The sequence below is a fragment of the Streptomyces sp. NPDC001020 genome (assembly GCF_053599115.1).
On sequence record NZ_JBSFLQ010000046.1, the window covers coordinates 22,087 to 37,690 of the forward strand.

Below are 15,604 nucleotides of genomic sequence, written 5' to 3' on the forward strand. Positions count from 1 at the left end.
ATCCTCCGAGCTCGTTCAGCTGGAAACCACCCCGAGAGGACTAACTCTGAAGCGATGTCAACTTCTTTACCACAACGTCGGTTGCCCTTACATACCGCTCTGGCTCACCAGACTGAGCCCGCCCCAACGGTCCTGCGCTCTCGCTGTGTGCGACGAGCCTGAAGATCAGTGCACGAATCAGCATCTGCTGCCAGTCAGGATGATCGCTGCCACTCGTCAGCAGGTCGGACGGAAGATCGAACCACAGCAGACCATCTGCGACCACGATGGCCTCGGCGAACACCGGAGGCCGCCAAAACGGCGAAAAGTCGATCACAGCAGGTGCTTCGTCCGCAGCAAAGAGCACATTGCCGGTGAGATCGCCGTGAATGAGCTGAGCCCCGTCCTGCTTCACCGGGCGCCTCAGCTCCAGCAGAGCCGAGAACGGCGCGGCGAGGTCCTGGACCACGTCGATGTCCTCTTCGCCCCACGCGACCCGGTCGCCCACAGCCCAGGGATGGGTACGCTGATCAAGGAAGTCAGGCCGGGGGAGCTGTCGCAGGGCAGCATGGAAGGCACGGCCAGCACCGAGCACACCAGTCCAGTGCCCTTGCGGACCAGGCTCACCGGTCAGGAACTCGCTGGCCGTCCAGCCGTCCACGACGCTCCGTCCATCGGCAGCCCGGAGCGGCAGCGGAACGCGGAAGCCACTGCTCGGCGCCAGCGTCTCGAACAGGGAAGCAGCCCACTCGACCTCATCCGCAGGTCCCTCCGCAGGCTTGAACACAAACCCACCGACGAGAACGCTTCGTCCTTGCCCGCCAACCAGTGGGACAGGAGTGCCCTTCACACCGAAGGCATCGAGGACGGCTGGGGCGGGAACGGCGTTGCTCGGCAGCTCAGTCACGCCAGGCATCCTGCCGACACCGCCTTGTCCAGTGCACCTTCTTTTCGCCCAGCACCGGCCTTCACACCGGCTCGCACAACTCTTCCGGGTGAAGTGCAGAGCAGTCAGCCGGAGAGGAAGATCGTGACCGGGGCATTCCGAGGGTTCCAATACCCGACTCCACCATTAGGCAACTACGCCTCCGGTTTCCCCGACGACCTGGCCTTCGAGGAATGGCTCGCCCGCCTCGAAGACCTCGCCGACGCCCACGAACGCCTCCAGGACGGCGAACACGTCAGCGGCCCCGCCGCCGACACCTACCGTCACCGCGTCGCCGCCTCCGCCAAGTTCGCCGGCCGCATCCTGCGCACCACCCGCGAGGCCCACACCCTGCTCACCAACCCCGACCTGCAGATCTTCCCCGCCAAGGGCATGACCTGTGTCCTCGACCCAGCCCGCGCTGCCTGCCGGCTGGGCACCGACGAACGCAGCAACCGCCGCACCCCCGACCTCGACGACTGCAAACCCTCGTGCGTGAACATCGCGCGCACCGACCGCGACATCGAGTTCCTCCGCACGCACGCCAATGACCTGCAGGCCCTCGTCGACGACCCGCTCGCCCCGCCCATGCGCCACGCACGCGAACAACACGAACTCACCCGACTCCAGCGGATCATCGCCAACCACCAGGAGCACCGACCGTGAGCACCGACCGCACAGCCGAACGCGACGCCATCCGAACAGCAGCACGGCGTCTCCTCGCCGGCACACCAACCCGCTCCACCGGAGCCCTCACCGTCGTCCAGCTCGCCGCCGAGGCCGGAGTCAAACGCTGGGTCCTCACCCACAAACACCCTGACCTCCGCAAGGAATTCGAAGACGCACGGGAAGCCGTGAACGGAATTCCCGCTGCATTCCAAAGCACCCAGGCCAGAGCCGACGAACTCGAATCCGCCAACCAACGGCTACGCCAGCAAGTCAACGAACTCACCAAAGCGAAATGAGATCTATGCCCAAGTCATCCACGCTCTCACGACCGAGCTCGCCGACCTTCGCGGCTCGCGGTCGCTGCCCTCGAACGTCCGAAGACTGCCCTAGCAGCTCACCAGCCGCAGCCGACCCCATCACCATAAACAGCGACCACACCATAGGTTGGCGAAAGGAGCCACGCCTTCGTCAGCACCCCTGGCCAGTCCGCCGCGATCTCACTCACCAGTGCGCGGACGACGTCTGGTGGGAAGTCCATTACAGGCTCCGGTTTCCCTTTCCCAGGACTGAGCATCGGCCTGCTGTCGATGAGCAACCCAATCGGCTTGCTCTGCGCCACTGCACGCACACCCGCGAGCTGCTTCGTAAGTTTCCCCTCGATCGCGCGTCCCACACTGCCTCGCATCTCACGGAGCGTCACACGCCACCGGCCATCTGGTGCCCAGTGTCCGGACCAACCAACGGTGATGTCGTCAAAGGAAACGATCACGCGGCGCTCGTCGGGACAGTCCCAGAAGCCGATCGTGGGAACGGGGAACGGCCCACGCGGCAGCTGTCGCATATCGACGAACGGCTTCCCCCGCTCTACTGCCTTGGTGGCCATGGCCACTACTCGGGCATACAGCCGGTCGCGCTCTTTCGGCTTCGCGCCCATCCATGGGCCAGCGCCGACAGACACGATGAGACCGCCGCCGGGCGCTCTGGCCGCGAGACCCGTCAACCGCTCAATGAGGCCATGCGCCACCGCATCCTGCGTCGCCACCCGCTGCTTGTTCTCCTGTGGTGCCGGGAGCACTGTGTGATCAACAAAGCCAGCGACACCGGCGATGGCTATCTCCGCATCGACCGGAATCGGTGGAACGAACGGGTAGAGATCGCTTTGACGCTCGGGACTGCCCAGCAGGTCGGCTTGGTGTCCCTCATCGCGCAAGGCCGTGATGAGCGCCGAGAATGCAGTCCGCTCGCGCGGCTTGTCGCCCATGATCGCCAGGACGGTCTCGGTGATGCTCTCCGCTGCCATCCACGCCCCTCATCCACGTCATACGCGACCAAGCTCCATCCTGCCAGCATGCTGACAACCCCGAGGGCGGACCATCACGTCGACTCTGACGTCTTGGCACCCTGCCCGGGGCAGCGGACGGTGTCGATGCAACAGTGCCGAATAGGTGACAGAGGCCTGGGCGTCGACTCGACCGCGTACTTGGTGAAGGTGCTGGAGGACCTGTCCGCCCACGGAGTCGATCTGGCCCGCACCATGGTGCTGCACGAGCTCACCGGGGACGAGTGGCCGGCCACCCGCGCCCACGCCTCTCATTACGTGCTGCCGCTCCTGCGCGAGCACCGGGTCCGGATCGTTCAAGTCGCCCGGGCCAGCCGCTCGTTGGAGATCGCGGTCATGGACGACTCCCGCCAGCCCGAGCGGATCATCGAGCGCGGGCCCTGGGCGCTGTCGGACGAGTACGAGTCCAACGGCACCGTTCCCCAGCAGGGCGGTATTCGGCTCTGCAGCTTGCATGCCAAAGGCGAGGTCGGTGACGCGCTGATCGCCCAGGAGATCGGCGACCGGCCGCTTAGGCAGGTGATGGGGTTCAACGCCGACGAGGTCAGCCGCAGTCGCCGGGACGCGGCCGCAAGCAAGAACCCGCTGCGTCAGGGCGTGTATCCATTGATCGTCTGGGGGTGGGGGCGCGAGCGGTGCGAAGCGTTCCTGTACGAGCGGTTCGGGGTGCGGTGGGAGAAGAGTTACTGCAGCTTCTGTTGTTTCCCGGTGTCGATGGGGGCCATGGACGCGAACCTGGACCGGATGCGCGCCCATCCGGACATCGCGGGACGGGTGCTGCGCCTGGAGTACACCTCGGTCAGCCTCAACCCGCAGGCGAGGCTGTTCGGCCGGCGCAGTCTGCTGGAGCAGTTCGACCCTGGCCGGGCCGTCGACCGGCCCGTGCTCGCCGCGTTCGAGGAGGAGCTCGCCTGCCCATGGGCGCTGTACCACGTGCGGCGGATCCTGCCCGTCGCGAAGGCGGACCCGACTCGGCGCGGGCGGGCGATGCGCTCGGTGGAGCGGGTCGACGTGGGTCGGGCATCCGCTCTCGGCCGGAGGCTGCAGAGCGTCTCGGAGCGGCACAGCGTCCCAGTCGACGTCGACGAGCGCTACGGGCGGGTGCGGGCGTGGGTCCAACAGCGCGGGCCGGCCCTTCCGACCGTGGAAGAGCTGATGGTCACCGCCCCGTTCCAGGTCCGGGACAAGAAGGTGCCGCACTTCGAACGGGAGTGGGCCGCGCATCGCTGCAGCCGGCCCTGACGTGCTCTGGGTGCCGGCGAGATTGACAGCCACCCACCAAGAGCGTCATATTGATTACGCGAACCTAGCGGCAAAAGCGGTGGGCGGCGGAAGGCACCCTCTCACGAGGGTGTCGACCCAGGGCGGCAACCCCGACCGAACGTCCCGCCGACCACCTTCACCAACTCGACTCGCCCGCCAGCGCGTGAGCGCCGGAGGAACAAAGAGGAGCAGGCCCTCAGTATAGGGCCGCGATCCGAACCGGAGAGTGCAATGTCCAAGGCCCTGAACCCGCAGCGTCGCGTCGTCGGCGACCGCGCCGTGGTCAACCGCGACTGGATCCGCGAGTTCACCGGCGCCAGCGTCGGCACCGCGGCCCGCTGGTACAAGGTGCGCCTCGAGCAGCCGGAGGAGCACCGTCATCCAGAGAAGGAGCGCATCGACGGGACCGACTTCTACGACGAGCAGCAGTTCCGCGACTTCTACACCTGGTTCCAGCAGGACAAGGCGAGCAAGGTCCTCAAGGCCGACCCCGAGCTGTACCAGACCGACCCGGAGAACGTCGTCTCCATCAACACGGCCGCCAAGTGGCTGGGTTTCAACGGGTCCTCGGCCATCCGCAAGTACCTGAAGGACAACCCCGACTACTTCCCGAAGCCTCTCGCTGAGCCGGTCGAGGGCCCGACCGGCCGCATGATCCCTGGTTTCCGCGTCGGCGACCTGCAGGACTTCGACCGCAAGCGCACCGGGGACAAGCTCGGCAAGGCCGGCCGCCGTCCTGGGCCCCAGGCCGACGCGGCCGTCGGCCGGCCCTCCGCCCTCGAGGAGGCCCTCGCGGCCGAGCTGAGCGCCCACGCCGGCGATGAGCCGCTCACGGCCACGCAGCTCGCCGAGCAGTACGCCGCCAAGGCGATCGACCGCGACGGCTACCACCCGGGCCTGGCCGCACAGCTCAGCATCCAGTACGGCGGGCCGCAAAGGTCCTGGGAGTACGCCGTACGCAACGCCCGCAACAACCACCCCGCACCCACACCGCCCCGCTCACAAGCCGCCCAACAGCGCACAGACATCGCACTAGCCGCCCTGCGCGAGCACGGCGACATCCGCGGCCTCGCCGCCATGCTCGCCCGCGAACACGCAGGCAGCCCCGACGTCTGGTCCCGCGCGGTCAACGCAGCACGCACCCGGCTCACCGACCCCACCAGCTGACCACCCCACCAGCCGAAGGACCAACCCGATGCCCAGCTACCAGGTCCGCGACACCACCACCCGCCAGCTCCTCACGGCCGACCTGCCCGACTACGCCGCGGCCGAAGCCGCCCTCGACGCAATCGACGACCAGCTGGAACACGACCTCGCGGCCAACGGCGAAGGCATCGGACGCATCCGGCTACGCCTCGACATCGAGAAAGTCACCGACGGCACCACAGAGACCGTCGGCCACCACGTACTCCTCCTCGGCATCAACGACCAGCCCAGTCCACTGCCCACGCTGTAACAGCCGGAGCCAGAGCGAAGAATGAGTGCGACTTGGACCAGTACAAGGTCCGCCGCTATACACACACATCGCCCTCACCATACCCGCCCACGCGTTCCTGGCAGCGACGGCCACTTAGTACTGCAACGACACCTGCGATTTCGGGACCGCGAGGACATGGGGGATGTCGTGTTCTTCCAGCCACAGCCGGATCCGGCTCGTCTGGCTGTAGACCTCATCGGCGGTCACCCACCCAAACGGGATCCCCGATTCCACGGCGCGTTTCAGCATGCGCAGGCCCATGTCCGGCTTGGTGGCGAACTCGATATCGTCGCCGATGCCGGCAGCCCGGCACCGTTCGCGGTCCGACACCCAGCCCTTCGGGAGATACAGCTCACGGTCGATCAGCGCCCGCCCCCGGTCGGATCCGTAGGCCAGGAACACTCCGATCTGAGAATTCTCGACCCGGCCGGCCGTCCCTGAGTACTGCCGGGCCACCCCCGCCGACTTGATGCCCTTCTTCAGGAAACCCGTCTCGTCGAGGATCAGAATTCCCCGGTCGGGATCGCCAATCTGCTCCACGACCGCGTCGCGGACATCGTCCCGCAGGGCATCGGCGTCCCACCGGTAGTGGTTCAGCAGCCGCTGCATCCCCTGGGGGCCGTCGTCGCCAGCGGCCTCGGCCAGGGTCCAGCCGTTCTTCCGTTCCGCCTCGCTGAGTAGTCCCCGCAGGTAGGACACCATCCGCCGCCTCGGCTCCACCCGCCCGAACCGTCCCGCGAACCGCGCCACGAAGTCACCGAACAGACCTGACCAACCATCAGCTATCTCGTCCACCACGAAACGATCAACGACGGCGACCACATCGAGTCACGGAGTTTCGTTGCAGTACTAACTCGCGTGAATCAGCCACAGATTGAAGACTTCCCCAGGTCATCATGCATGCACACGGCATAGCCGGGATATGGTCGCGACACCGTTTCACGCAGCGCTCCGACCTGCGGTTTCTCTCCGACCTGCACGGACTCCCGCCGGTTCGGACCGTCTCAGCCCGGTTCAGCCCGCCTCAAGCCTTCTCGGCCCGCCTCCGTGTTCCCGTGGGAACACCGCGAGGGAACGCCACCGCATTGCCGCTCCTGCCTGCGGAAACCCGCCCCCAGAGTCCAGGATCTCGTATCAGCCGCCATGTTGGCGGAAAGCTGCCCCTCCTCCGGCTCCCCTATGCCGGGCGGGCACGGCAGGGGCCCCTCCCACCCGTCAGGGCCGTCCGAACGGCACGAGCGTCTGGATCAGGCGGGCCAGCCAGCATGCCTCGCCGCTACCTGACGCCCCCTTCACGCCGAGAGTGCAACGGCCTGCGCCTGTGCATTTGCAGGCCGTTGCACTCTCGCGGCACGGACGCCGTGGGTACCGTTCCGATGGAGGCTCAATTCCACGGAACAGGACGTACCGAGTATGCCGCACGAGCTGGATGAACAAGAGGCCATCGGACGCCGGATCAAGCGACGTCGCCTCAGCCTCGGAATGACACAGGCGGATCTGGCAGCCGCTGTCCACAAAACCCAGGGCTGGGTGTCGAGGGTCGAGAAAGGCCGCATCGAGCTAGACCGCGCCGCACTGATCAACAGCATCGCTGGCGCGCTGCACTGCCACCCCAACGACCTGATCGGCCGCCCCTACGTGGGTGCTGCCCCGGACAATCAGTGGCAGGCGGCTGCCGCGTCGATCCTGCGGGAGCTGCGCCGCTACGACCTCACGCCCGTATTCGATGGCACACCGCGGTCCTCGACAGAGCTGTGGGAGGACATGAAGCGGCTGCACCGGCTGCGAGACGCGGCGGCGAACACGGCGATCGTGCGCAGCCTGCCCGACCTACTGCGCGAGGTTCACGCTCTCGCGGACCGTTCGACGGGCCACGAGCAGGAGGAGGCGTTCGGGCTCTACGCGGTGTGCTGCAAGTTCGCCCACACCGCCGCTCACACCCTCGGACACCCCGAGCTGATCGCTACTGCCTGCGAGCGGGCGTCGTGGGCGGCCTGCCTGTCCGGAGACCCGGTCCTGCCCGCGGTTGCGGACTGGATGCGCGTGTGGGACATGTGGGCGACCGCCGGCTGGGACGATGCGATCGCCCTGTCTGACAAGGCACTTCACAGCATCGAGGCGCTGTACGAGAGCGGCGATCCCCTCGCCGTGCGCGCGTGGGGCAGCCTGCAGCTGCGCGCCGCTGTCTCTGCCGCCCGCGCGGGCAACGAGGCCGAGACCGAGCACCGGATCGCGCTCGCCCGCCAGGCATCCGACCGCACCGAGACAGAGGACGGCGAGCCGGTCGAGGACCGGCACTCCCTGACGTTCTCCCCCGGCAACGTCACCATCCACGGCATCAGCGTCGCCCTGGAGATGAGCCTCCAGACGAAGGCGCTCCAGCTGAACGAGCAGGTCAACCGGGAGCAGATCACCTCCCTGCCCAACTCCCGTCAGGGACACCACCGCATGGACCTCGCGCGCGCCTACCTGTGGGACGGCAATCGGGACAAGGCACTCAACGAACTCCGGGAAGCAGAGAAGCTGGCGCCCCAGCTGGTACGCAACCACCCCATCGGCCGCTCCACGCTCCGCCAGATCGTGTATGCCGAACGGGCGGCAGTGCGGGAGAAGTTGCGCGCCATGTCCGGTCGTTTTCACCTCGATGACCAGGAGCTATTCGCCTGATTCATATTCGACGGTAGTCGCCTCCCTACCGTCTGTGACATGACGGAAGTGCGCACGTGGTCGCCCAGGCGCGGTGATCTCGCCTTCGACGTCGGTCGCCAACTCCCCGGGGTTGTGATCGCGTTACCGGAGGACACGGGCACCGCCATGTACGAACTCTCCCCCGAGGGTGGGGGCGAGGGGTGGATGGCCCTCCGGCGGCGCATCAAGCCCGCACAGTCGGCCACCGCCGCGATTCTCTACGTGCGGCCACAGCCGCAAGAGCCTCCTCAGGACGCAGAGAAGGAGGGGCGGGCCTTCGCGGAAACGTGGGGCCTGCTGCTCCTGGAGACCATCGTCGACTCGTCCTCGCATCCGGAGCCGCTCGTCCGTGGATGCTGGCGCCAGGTCCGCCAACTGGTGCTGGAGGAACTGGCCTGCACGGTGATCATGCGAGGGCCGGAAGACCTCTCGCCGGACACCGTCCCCGAGTTGCGGCGCCACGAGCTCCAGTGGCTCAAGAACCGCGGTGTACGGGTCTGCTTCACTGCGGGCCCGCTCGCGCAGGGCGGTGAAGCCCGGTGAACGACTGGGACCGCAGAACAGCGTGGATGGACGCCGACAATGCGCGGTCCTTCCGGCTGGATCCGGACACGGTGCGCCGGCAACCCCATCCCGGGCAGTGGCTGAAGCGGCTACGCGACGAGTACAACCGTGCCGTTCTGGCCACGCCGACGAAAGACGAGCGGCAGCGGCGCATCATCGCGTACGCGTCGGCCCGGCCCGGCATCGACGTAGACGAGGAACTGGACCTCGTGAGCCGCATGGTCAAACGGCACGGCCATTGCGTCGGGCACGAACTGCGCGACAGCCAGGGCCCGCACGCTCTCAAGGACCGGCTTGGCTGGCGTGAAGCGCGGCGCCTGCTACAGGCCGGCTTCGCCGACGGCATCGCCGTGATCAGCCGCGACGCGATCAGCGCCTGCGACAGCGAGTACGAGGACCAGGTCCACTGGATCGGCCATCGTCCCGCGCTGCTGCTCCTCGCCCGACACGAAGCCACCACGTGAGAACACCACTGCGATGGCTCGACGAACGGCAGATCGGCTGGCGGCAGATCACCGCCCAGATCCTCTACGTCGTGTGCGTGAGCGCCTTCGTCGTCTCGCTCCTGATCTACGGATCAGCCCCCTGAAAGGAACGCAGGTGACCAGGGCACTGTACGAGACCAGCACCCCGGAGTTCTGGGACGCGGAGCACCGGCACAAACGCGCCTTCGATGAGGTGACGCCGTTCGAACGACAGATGTTCCGCGCATTCGTCAGCCCCAAGTGCGGCTGGCGGGCGGTCGATGGATGCGGCCGAGGCACTCTGGCCGCCTACATGTCGGTCTGGGGCCTGGACGTCACCGGCTTCGACCTTTCCCCCGTCGCGATCGCGGACGCCAGGCGCTTCCACGGTGGGCTGGAGCACCTGGCGTTCGTCGAGCACGACTTCAACTCTGCGACTCACCCGGCGCTTCAGCCCGGCTCCGTGGACCTGGTGGCATGCAGGCTGACGCTGGAGTTCCTCGACCGCGAACTCTTCCTCGTCGATGTGCGCCGCTGGCTCAAGCCCGAAGGCGTCCTGCACATCACGACCCGAGTGCGGGAGAAGACGCCCCCGTCCACCAGGTTTCGCGGGCTACCCGAAGGCGTCGTGGACCGCCTCGGTGACGGCTTCCGCGCCGTGAACCGCTACCGGCTTTGCCACGACGGGAGTGTGACGTGCGTCGTTCTGCGCGGCCCGCAGCCGTGACGCGCTTGAAAGGGGTCAACTTGCGTGTCTCTCTCCCCACCCGGCCCGCCCTTGTACGCGTCCTGGGAGGCGCTCGCCGCCGGGCTGCAAATCCGGCGCCTCGCTCTGCACTTAGAGCGAGCTACTCCTCACGTCGTCCCGCGACATCACGTTGTTCGTTCAGACCTCGCCGAGTGCTCTGACAGCGTGCGCTGCTGCGCTCGACCTCTTCCTGGAGCCCCCGCCATACCGGCACCGGCGCTCACGCCATGAGCCTGCCCGCGCCCTGTTCTGTACCGCCGATCTGGCCGGGTCAGCGGCATCGCTGACCCGGCGCTTCACCCCGAGAGGAAACGAGATGACTGCCGCCTACGAGGCCGTGGCCTCTTCACCCCCGGCGCAGACCCCGCCGATGGACGGTTCCCCTCCCGGATCTGGGCGGAGGTTGACCGCCACGGGCGGGGGCTTGGTGCTCGACGCTCGGTGGCACGCGCTGAGTGTTCGTACGGATGCGCGGGCGGCCACCAGAGGTGACGTGGTCGGACCGTGCGCGAGCGGACGGACCCGTTACCCGCGCTACTTCAGTCGCGCTGCCGGGCCTTACCTGTGGGATCTGGACGGGCGGCGGTACGTCGACTTCAACCTCGGGTACGGGCCCGTCGTCCTCGGGCACGCCGATGAGCGGGTGACCGAGGCGGTGCTCGCTGAACTGCGCAATGGCCACTGCATCGCTCCGCTGTGGAGCCGCCGCCAGGGCGAGCTCACTGACCTGCTGACCTCGGTGGTGCCCGGCGCGGAGATGGCGTACCTGCTCAAGACCGGGTCCGACGCGACGAGTACGGCGGTGCGGCTGTCCCGGATCTTCACCGGGCGCGACAAGGTGATCCGCTGGGGATACAACGGCTGGCACGACTGGGCGGCGGGTATCCCGGCGGGCATTCCGGAGGCGACCCGCGCCGACACGCTGATGTTCGACTACAGCGATCTCAGTTCGCTGCGTGAGACGTTCGCCCGTAACCCCGGGCAGGTGGCGTGTGTGCTGATGATGCCGTTCGGCGACGAGACGGCTCCCGAGGGCCACTTGCAGACGATCCGCGACATCGCGCACGAGCACGGGGCGCTGTTCGTCCTCGACGAGATGCGCTCAGGGTTCCGGCTGGGTCTGTCCGGTGCTCAGGGGCTCCTGGGTGTCCAGGCGGACGTCAGCACGTTCAGCAAGGCCATGGCGAACGGGCATCCGATCTCCGCCGTCGTCGGGCGGGCCGACGTGCTGTCCTGCCTGGCGCGGACCCGGATCTCGTCGACGTTCTACGCGGACCCGGCACCGATGGCCGCGGCGCTCGCCACGATCCGGATCCTGCGGGAGACCTCCGCGTCCGAGCGGATCTGGGAGGCCGGTTCCGCCTTCCAGGCCGGTCTGTCGGCGCTCGTCGACCGGCATGGTGTGCCGGCTCGGGTGGTCGGGTACGCGCCGATGCCGTTCTTGCAGTTCACCCACCCCGATCCGGTCGTTCGCGAGGGGATGAGCACGGCGTTCGCCGCCGAGGCGGCGCAGCACGGGGTGCTGCTGCATCCGGGCCACCAGTGGTTCCTGTCCGCCGCACACACCCGCGAGGACATCGAGTTCGCACTGCACGGCTGCGACCAGGCGCTGGCCGTGCTCGCGACGCAAGCCGCCTGATCCACACGCCAGGCCCCTCCCCTTGGGGCTCGCGCCACGGCGCCATCGTCGTGGCGCGCGCCTGCCCACCGGCGGTTGCCCGTCGGCGGCGGCTCAGATCCCTTCCCAGCTCGCCGACGAGATCGGCCGAAGCATTGAGGAGACCACGAGTGACGACACCCCGACTGATCGCGCCCTCGGACACGGAGCAGGCGACCAGAAAGCGGCTCATGGAGCTGTTCGCCGAGCGACCGATCCCCGATGACGCGCTGCTCGACCACCTCGAAGTCTTCATGCGGCCGCAGCGGATCAACGAGATCCTCACCCTCGAACAGCTCTATCAGCACATCCTCGGCGTCCACGGGATCATCGTCGAGTTCAGTGTCCGCTGGGGCCGCCACCTGTCCGTGTTCAGCGCGCTGCGGGCCCGCCACGAGCCGACCAACATGTTCAGGAAGATCGTCGGGTTCGACACCTTCACCGGTTTCCTCGACCCGGCCCCCCAGGACGGCGACTCGGACCGGGTCTTCCCGGGGAGCATGGCCGTGACGCCCGGCTACGAGAGTTACCTGGAGCAGGTCTTGCGCCTGCACGAGGCCGAGGCGCCGATGGCGCACATCCAGCGGTTCGAGTTGTGCAAGGGCGACGCTCCGGAGCAACTGGCCGCCTACCTGGAGCGCAACCCGCAGACGATCGTGGCGCTCGCCTACTTCGACATGGACCTGCACGATCCGACGCGCGCGTGCCTGGAGCTGCTGCGCCCGCACATGCCTGCGGGCAGTGTCCTGGCCTTCGACGAGCTGACGCACCCGGACTTCCCCGGTGAGACCGTCGCGCTGAAGGGCGCCGTCGACCTCGCCGGCCACCGCGTCCAGCGGTTTCCTCAGTCGCCGTACCCCGCGTTCGTGGTGCTGTGATGGGCGCCGTCACGCAGGTCCTGCGGTGGGCTGCCGGTGCGGACACCATCCCGGAGGACGAGGACTTCGACGATCGTGTGCTGCTCGATCTGGTCGGGCAGCACGCGCTCAGCGGCCGTCTGGAGCGTCGCCTTTCCACGGGGCCGGAATGGCTACGCCGTCGACTCGGTGGGCCCGTCGTGGTGATGCATGCCGACACCGTGGCGCTTGCCGAGGCTCACATGCGTGCGGTCGCCCGCATCGTGGCAGCGCTCGGCGAGCAGCCGCCGCCGGTTGTGGTGAAGGGGATCGCGACCGGGCTGCTCACCGGTGACAAGCATCTGCTGCGCTGCGGGGACATCGACCTGGTCTGTGCCGACGGCGGGCCGCTGATCGAGACGTTGACCCGGCTCGGCTACGAGCGGACCCGGGCACCATTCCTCCACGAACTCGGCGAGTTCACCCGTGAGGGCGTCGAGATCGACGTGCACGCCTACCTGCCGGTACCTGGGTACGGCGCGGTGCGCGACGCGGACCTCACGCCCCCAGAGCACGCGACGCCCTGGTACCGGCCGCGCCGTGTTCCCTCGATGCACGCGATCCGGCACCGCCGGCTGGTGGAGGGCGGCACCGTCACGGTGGGTCGGGTGGCGGTGCCCGACCCCTGCCTGCTGGCGATCGTGCTGTGCGCCCACGCGTTCTTGAACTTCACCAACATGTGGTCGCTGTCGCATCGCGCCAAGCCCTACGTGAAGCTGGCCGAGCTGGCCGACCTTCGCGCCCTGGTCCGGCACGAGGCCTTCGATACGCAGCGGTTCCTCGCGCTGGTCGCAGACCTGGACGCGTGGGACGCGGTGCGCTGGGCGGGCTGGGCGTCGACCGTGCTCCTCGGGAGGAATCCGCTGCCGGTGCCGGCTGGCACCGGCCCGTTTCCCCGCTGCCTGTGGTGGGACTTCTGGGCGCGGCTTCCGGTCGATGAGGAGGCGCTGCTCCTGCCCGGCTGGTTCGACCTTGCCGCCGTGGCCCCCGTGCTCGGGAGCCGGATCGAGCTGGACACCGGCCGCCCGGCGCCGCCCTGGACGGTCGAGGTCCGCTGCGACGGCGACCGGGTGACGGTCACGGTCGGCCTGCCGGAGCGCACCGGTGCGGCGGCCGAGCGCGGGCGGGTCGACTTCGGAGCGAGCGGGACGGAGTGGGTCCTGTCCGACGGGCAGTTGAGCGCTGTCGGCGGCCATGACACGTGTGAGCTGCTCTCCGGGCGGCGCGTCCGGCTGCGCTACCGCGTCGCCCGTGCGGGGGGCAAGGTGCTGGTCGGCGTGGCCGAGCAGGACGCCTCTGGAGCGCTGCTGTCGGCCGTGCTGCGTCCCGCTACCTGGCGGTCGGCGGATCCGGTGGGTGGCCGATGATCAGCGCGACTCAGCTTCCCGGATACTCCTGGGACCCGACCGGCCGGGTGGAGGCCGGCGTCCAAGCCCTGATCGGTGAGCGGCTGGCGGCGCTGCCGCCGGGCGCCGCCACGGTGGCAGCGCGGCTGCGCGAGGTCACTGGGGACTGCCGCCTCGTCGCGGTCTACCTGCGGCCGGACTCGCCCGATGCCGTCGTCCGGCTGTGTGAACGCCTGGCGTCCACTGAGAACGGTCAGGAGCGCGGCCGGCTGCAACACGAGATCGGGCGGTGCCGGTTCGCCCGCCCCGGCACGGCGGAGGTCAGCCTGACGGGCGACCTGGAGCAGGTGCTGACGGCGGCCGACCACCGCACCCGGGCCTACGTACCTGATCCCGAGCGTCGGGGCATGGTCGGTGCCCTGCTGGACGACTTCGGCGCGGGTTTCTCGGATTTCGTGGAGAGCCAGCACGAGGTGCCCGGACCGAACGCGCGCCTGCGTCAGGGCATCGTCAAGTCGTGGTGTCTGCCCGACGGCACCCGTGTGGTCAGTAAACGTGCCAACCCGGCCAAGCCTGGCCGGTTCGCCCAGGAACAGTTCGCCTACCGCGCCATCGCTTCCCGGCTCGCCGGCCCAATCACCTTTGGCCGGGCCCGGCGCCTTCGGCTCGCGCCCCTGCTCGCGACCGTCCGGGACGGCGCATCCGGGCATATCTACGCCGTCTGGCAGTGGGTTCCGGGTGAGACCGCCGAGTCGATGCTGCTGGCGCCGGGCGAGCACACGTCGCTGCTGCGCGACTACCGGGATTTGATGGACGCCCTGCTCGACCGCGGCATCCTCTGGGGCGACCTGAGTCCCCGCAACGTCCTCGTGCACGGCCGGGTGCACCATCTCGTCGACTTCGAGAAGACACAGCTCCCCAACGAGGACATCCCCGTTCCGCACGCGGATCGGGGCGCCTACTGCCGCGGTCAGGTCGGAGTCGAGGAACTCGGGGTCCTGTGCGAGGAAGCGCAGGTCCGCGCGTGCCTGCACGGCTACCTGGACCCCGACACATGGGACGTCGACGCGCCCGGCCCGGTGCCGTTCCCGCCGCGCCCGGAGGTGACGGCGGTTCTCGCCGGACGTGGCATCACCGCCCCGGACCTCGGTACCTACAACCGAGCCGACCAGCAGATCTGGGAGGTCCGATCGCCAGACCTTGACCCCACCACCGGGCAGCCCCGCTATCCGGGCCTGGTCAACTTCCGCGTCGAGCACTACCTGAGCTGTGCCGGTCGCAGCGACGCGGACGACTACGACCGCAAGACCACCGAGATCCTGATCTCAGGGCGCCGGTACGGCTGCTTCGACGATGCGGTCCAGGCCCTCGCCGACGCGGTGGACGAGGCGGAACGGCAATTCGTCGTCGCCGAGGTCGCCGAGCTCCTCGCAGGCAACGACACCGGGCCCGTGACCGCGCCGCACGCGGCGATCCGCGCGCTGGTGGATCGCATCGACGTCCTCGACACCGCCCGGCAGGATCCCGGCCGCTTCCGATCAACCTGCACGACTCTGCGAAAGGCAGGCCGATGACGCAACCTCTCTTGC

Annotated in this window: 16 protein-coding genes and 1 pseudogene; 14 read left to right on the forward strand and 3 right to left on the reverse strand. The window is 68.4% G+C overall.

Annotated elements, in window-relative coordinates; genetic code table 11:
• Positions 1-40: 40 nt before the first annotated feature.
• Positions 41-886 carry an aminoglycoside phosphotransferase gene (locus tag ACWDEX_RS31840; RefSeq protein WP_450467935.1) on the reverse strand — a complete coding sequence of 282 codons (846 nt, stop codon included), beginning with the start codon at positions 884-886 and terminating at the stop codon, positions 41-43.
• Positions 887-1,009: 123 nt separating this feature from the next.
• Here ACWDEX_RS31840 and ACWDEX_RS31845 point away from each other — a divergent pair, with 123 nt between their 5' ends.
• Positions 1,010-1,570: a hypothetical protein gene (locus ACWDEX_RS31845; RefSeq protein WP_450467936.1), complete on the forward strand. Its 561-nt coding sequence runs from the start codon at positions 1,010-1,012 to the stop codon at positions 1,568-1,570.
• Complete coding sequence (locus tag ACWDEX_RS31850; protein WP_450467937.1) at positions 1,567-1,869, forward strand: hypothetical protein; 303 nt, start codon at positions 1,567-1,569, stop codon at positions 1,867-1,869. The genes ACWDEX_RS31845 and ACWDEX_RS31850 overlap by 4 nt, the downstream gene beginning before the upstream one ends.
• Before the next feature lie 98 nt (positions 1,870-1,967).
• Here the strand turns inward: ACWDEX_RS31850 and ACWDEX_RS31855 are convergent, their stop codons facing one another.
• A complete protein-coding gene (locus ACWDEX_RS31855) occupies positions 1,968-2,873 on the reverse strand; it encodes a hypothetical protein (RefSeq protein WP_450467938.1) in 906 nt (301 codons plus the stop codon).
• 126 nt (positions 2,874-2,999) lie between these two features.
• On the opposite strand from ACWDEX_RS31855, the gene ACWDEX_RS31860 reads away from it, so the two are divergent.
• From ACWDEX_RS31860 to ACWDEX_RS31870, 3 genes are all read left to right on the forward strand, one after another.
• On the forward strand, positions 3,000-4,154 hold the full coding sequence (locus tag ACWDEX_RS31860; RefSeq protein WP_450467968.1) for a hypothetical protein: 1,155 nt from the start codon (positions 3,000-3,002) through the stop codon (positions 4,152-4,154).
• Positions 4,155-4,406: 252 nt separating this feature from the next.
• Positions 4,407-5,342 (forward strand): hypothetical protein, encoded by a 936-nt coding sequence (locus ACWDEX_RS31865; RefSeq protein WP_450467939.1) that lies wholly within the window; start codon positions 4,407-4,409, stop codon positions 5,340-5,342.
• 28 nt (positions 5,343-5,370) lie between these two features.
• A complete protein-coding gene (locus ACWDEX_RS31870; protein WP_450467940.1) occupies positions 5,371-5,631 on the forward strand; it encodes a hypothetical protein in 261 nt (86 codons plus the stop codon).
• Between the two features lie 135 nt (positions 5,632-5,766).
• Here ACWDEX_RS31870 and ACWDEX_RS31875 read toward each other — a convergent pair.
• Positions 5,767-6,438 (reverse strand): annotated as a pseudogene (locus ACWDEX_RS31875) (IS701 family transposase); the annotation flags it as partial.
• Positions 6,439-7,065: 627 nt separating this feature from the next.
• Between ACWDEX_RS31875 and ACWDEX_RS31880 the strand changes: the two are divergent.
• The 9 genes from ACWDEX_RS31880 (at position 7,066) to ACWDEX_RS31920 (ending at position 15,589) form a co-directional block, all read left to right on the forward strand.
• Positions 7,066-8,319: a helix-turn-helix domain-containing protein gene (locus ACWDEX_RS31880; protein WP_450467941.1), complete on the forward strand. Its 1,254-nt coding sequence runs from the start codon at positions 7,066-7,068 to the stop codon at positions 8,317-8,319.
• Positions 8,320-8,358: 39 nt separating this feature from the next.
• Positions 8,359-8,883 (forward strand): hypothetical protein, encoded by a 525-nt coding sequence (locus ACWDEX_RS31885; protein ID WP_450467942.1) that lies wholly within the window; start codon positions 8,359-8,361, stop codon positions 8,881-8,883.
• A gap of 26 nt (positions 8,884-8,909) precedes the next feature.
• Positions 8,910-9,368 carry a hypothetical protein gene (locus ACWDEX_RS31890; RefSeq protein WP_450467943.1) on the forward strand — a complete coding sequence of 153 codons (459 nt, stop codon included), beginning with the start codon at positions 8,910-8,912 and terminating at the stop codon, positions 9,366-9,368.
• A complete protein-coding gene (locus ACWDEX_RS31895; protein ID WP_450467944.1) occupies positions 9,365-9,493 on the forward strand; it encodes a hypothetical protein in 129 nt (42 codons plus the stop codon). The genes ACWDEX_RS31890 and ACWDEX_RS31895 overlap by 4 nt, the downstream gene beginning before the upstream one ends.
• Before the next feature lie 11 nt (positions 9,494-9,504).
• Positions 9,505-10,095 (forward strand): class I SAM-dependent methyltransferase, encoded by a 591-nt coding sequence (locus tag ACWDEX_RS31900; RefSeq protein ID WP_450467945.1) that lies wholly within the window; start codon positions 9,505-9,507, stop codon positions 10,093-10,095.
• Positions 10,096-10,609: 514 nt separating this feature from the next.
• A complete protein-coding gene (locus tag ACWDEX_RS31905; protein WP_450467946.1) occupies positions 10,610-11,755 on the forward strand; it encodes an aspartate aminotransferase family protein in 1,146 nt (381 codons plus the stop codon).
• Between the two features lie 149 nt (positions 11,756-11,904).
• Positions 11,905-12,651: a class I SAM-dependent methyltransferase gene (locus ACWDEX_RS31910; protein WP_450467947.1), complete on the forward strand. Its 747-nt coding sequence runs from the start codon at positions 11,905-11,907 to the stop codon at positions 12,649-12,651.
• Positions 12,651-14,036, forward strand: coding sequence for a nucleotidyltransferase family protein (locus ACWDEX_RS31915; RefSeq protein ID WP_450467948.1), 1,386 nt, complete (start codon positions 12,651-12,653; stop codon positions 14,034-14,036). Before ACWDEX_RS31910 ends, ACWDEX_RS31915 begins: the two co-directional genes overlap by 1 nt.
• Positions 14,033-15,589: a hypothetical protein gene (locus ACWDEX_RS31920; RefSeq protein ID WP_450467949.1), complete on the forward strand. Its 1,557-nt coding sequence runs from the start codon at positions 14,033-14,035 to the stop codon at positions 15,587-15,589. The genes ACWDEX_RS31915 and ACWDEX_RS31920 overlap by 4 nt, the downstream gene beginning before the upstream one ends.
• Positions 15,590-15,604 lie beyond the last annotated feature (15 nt).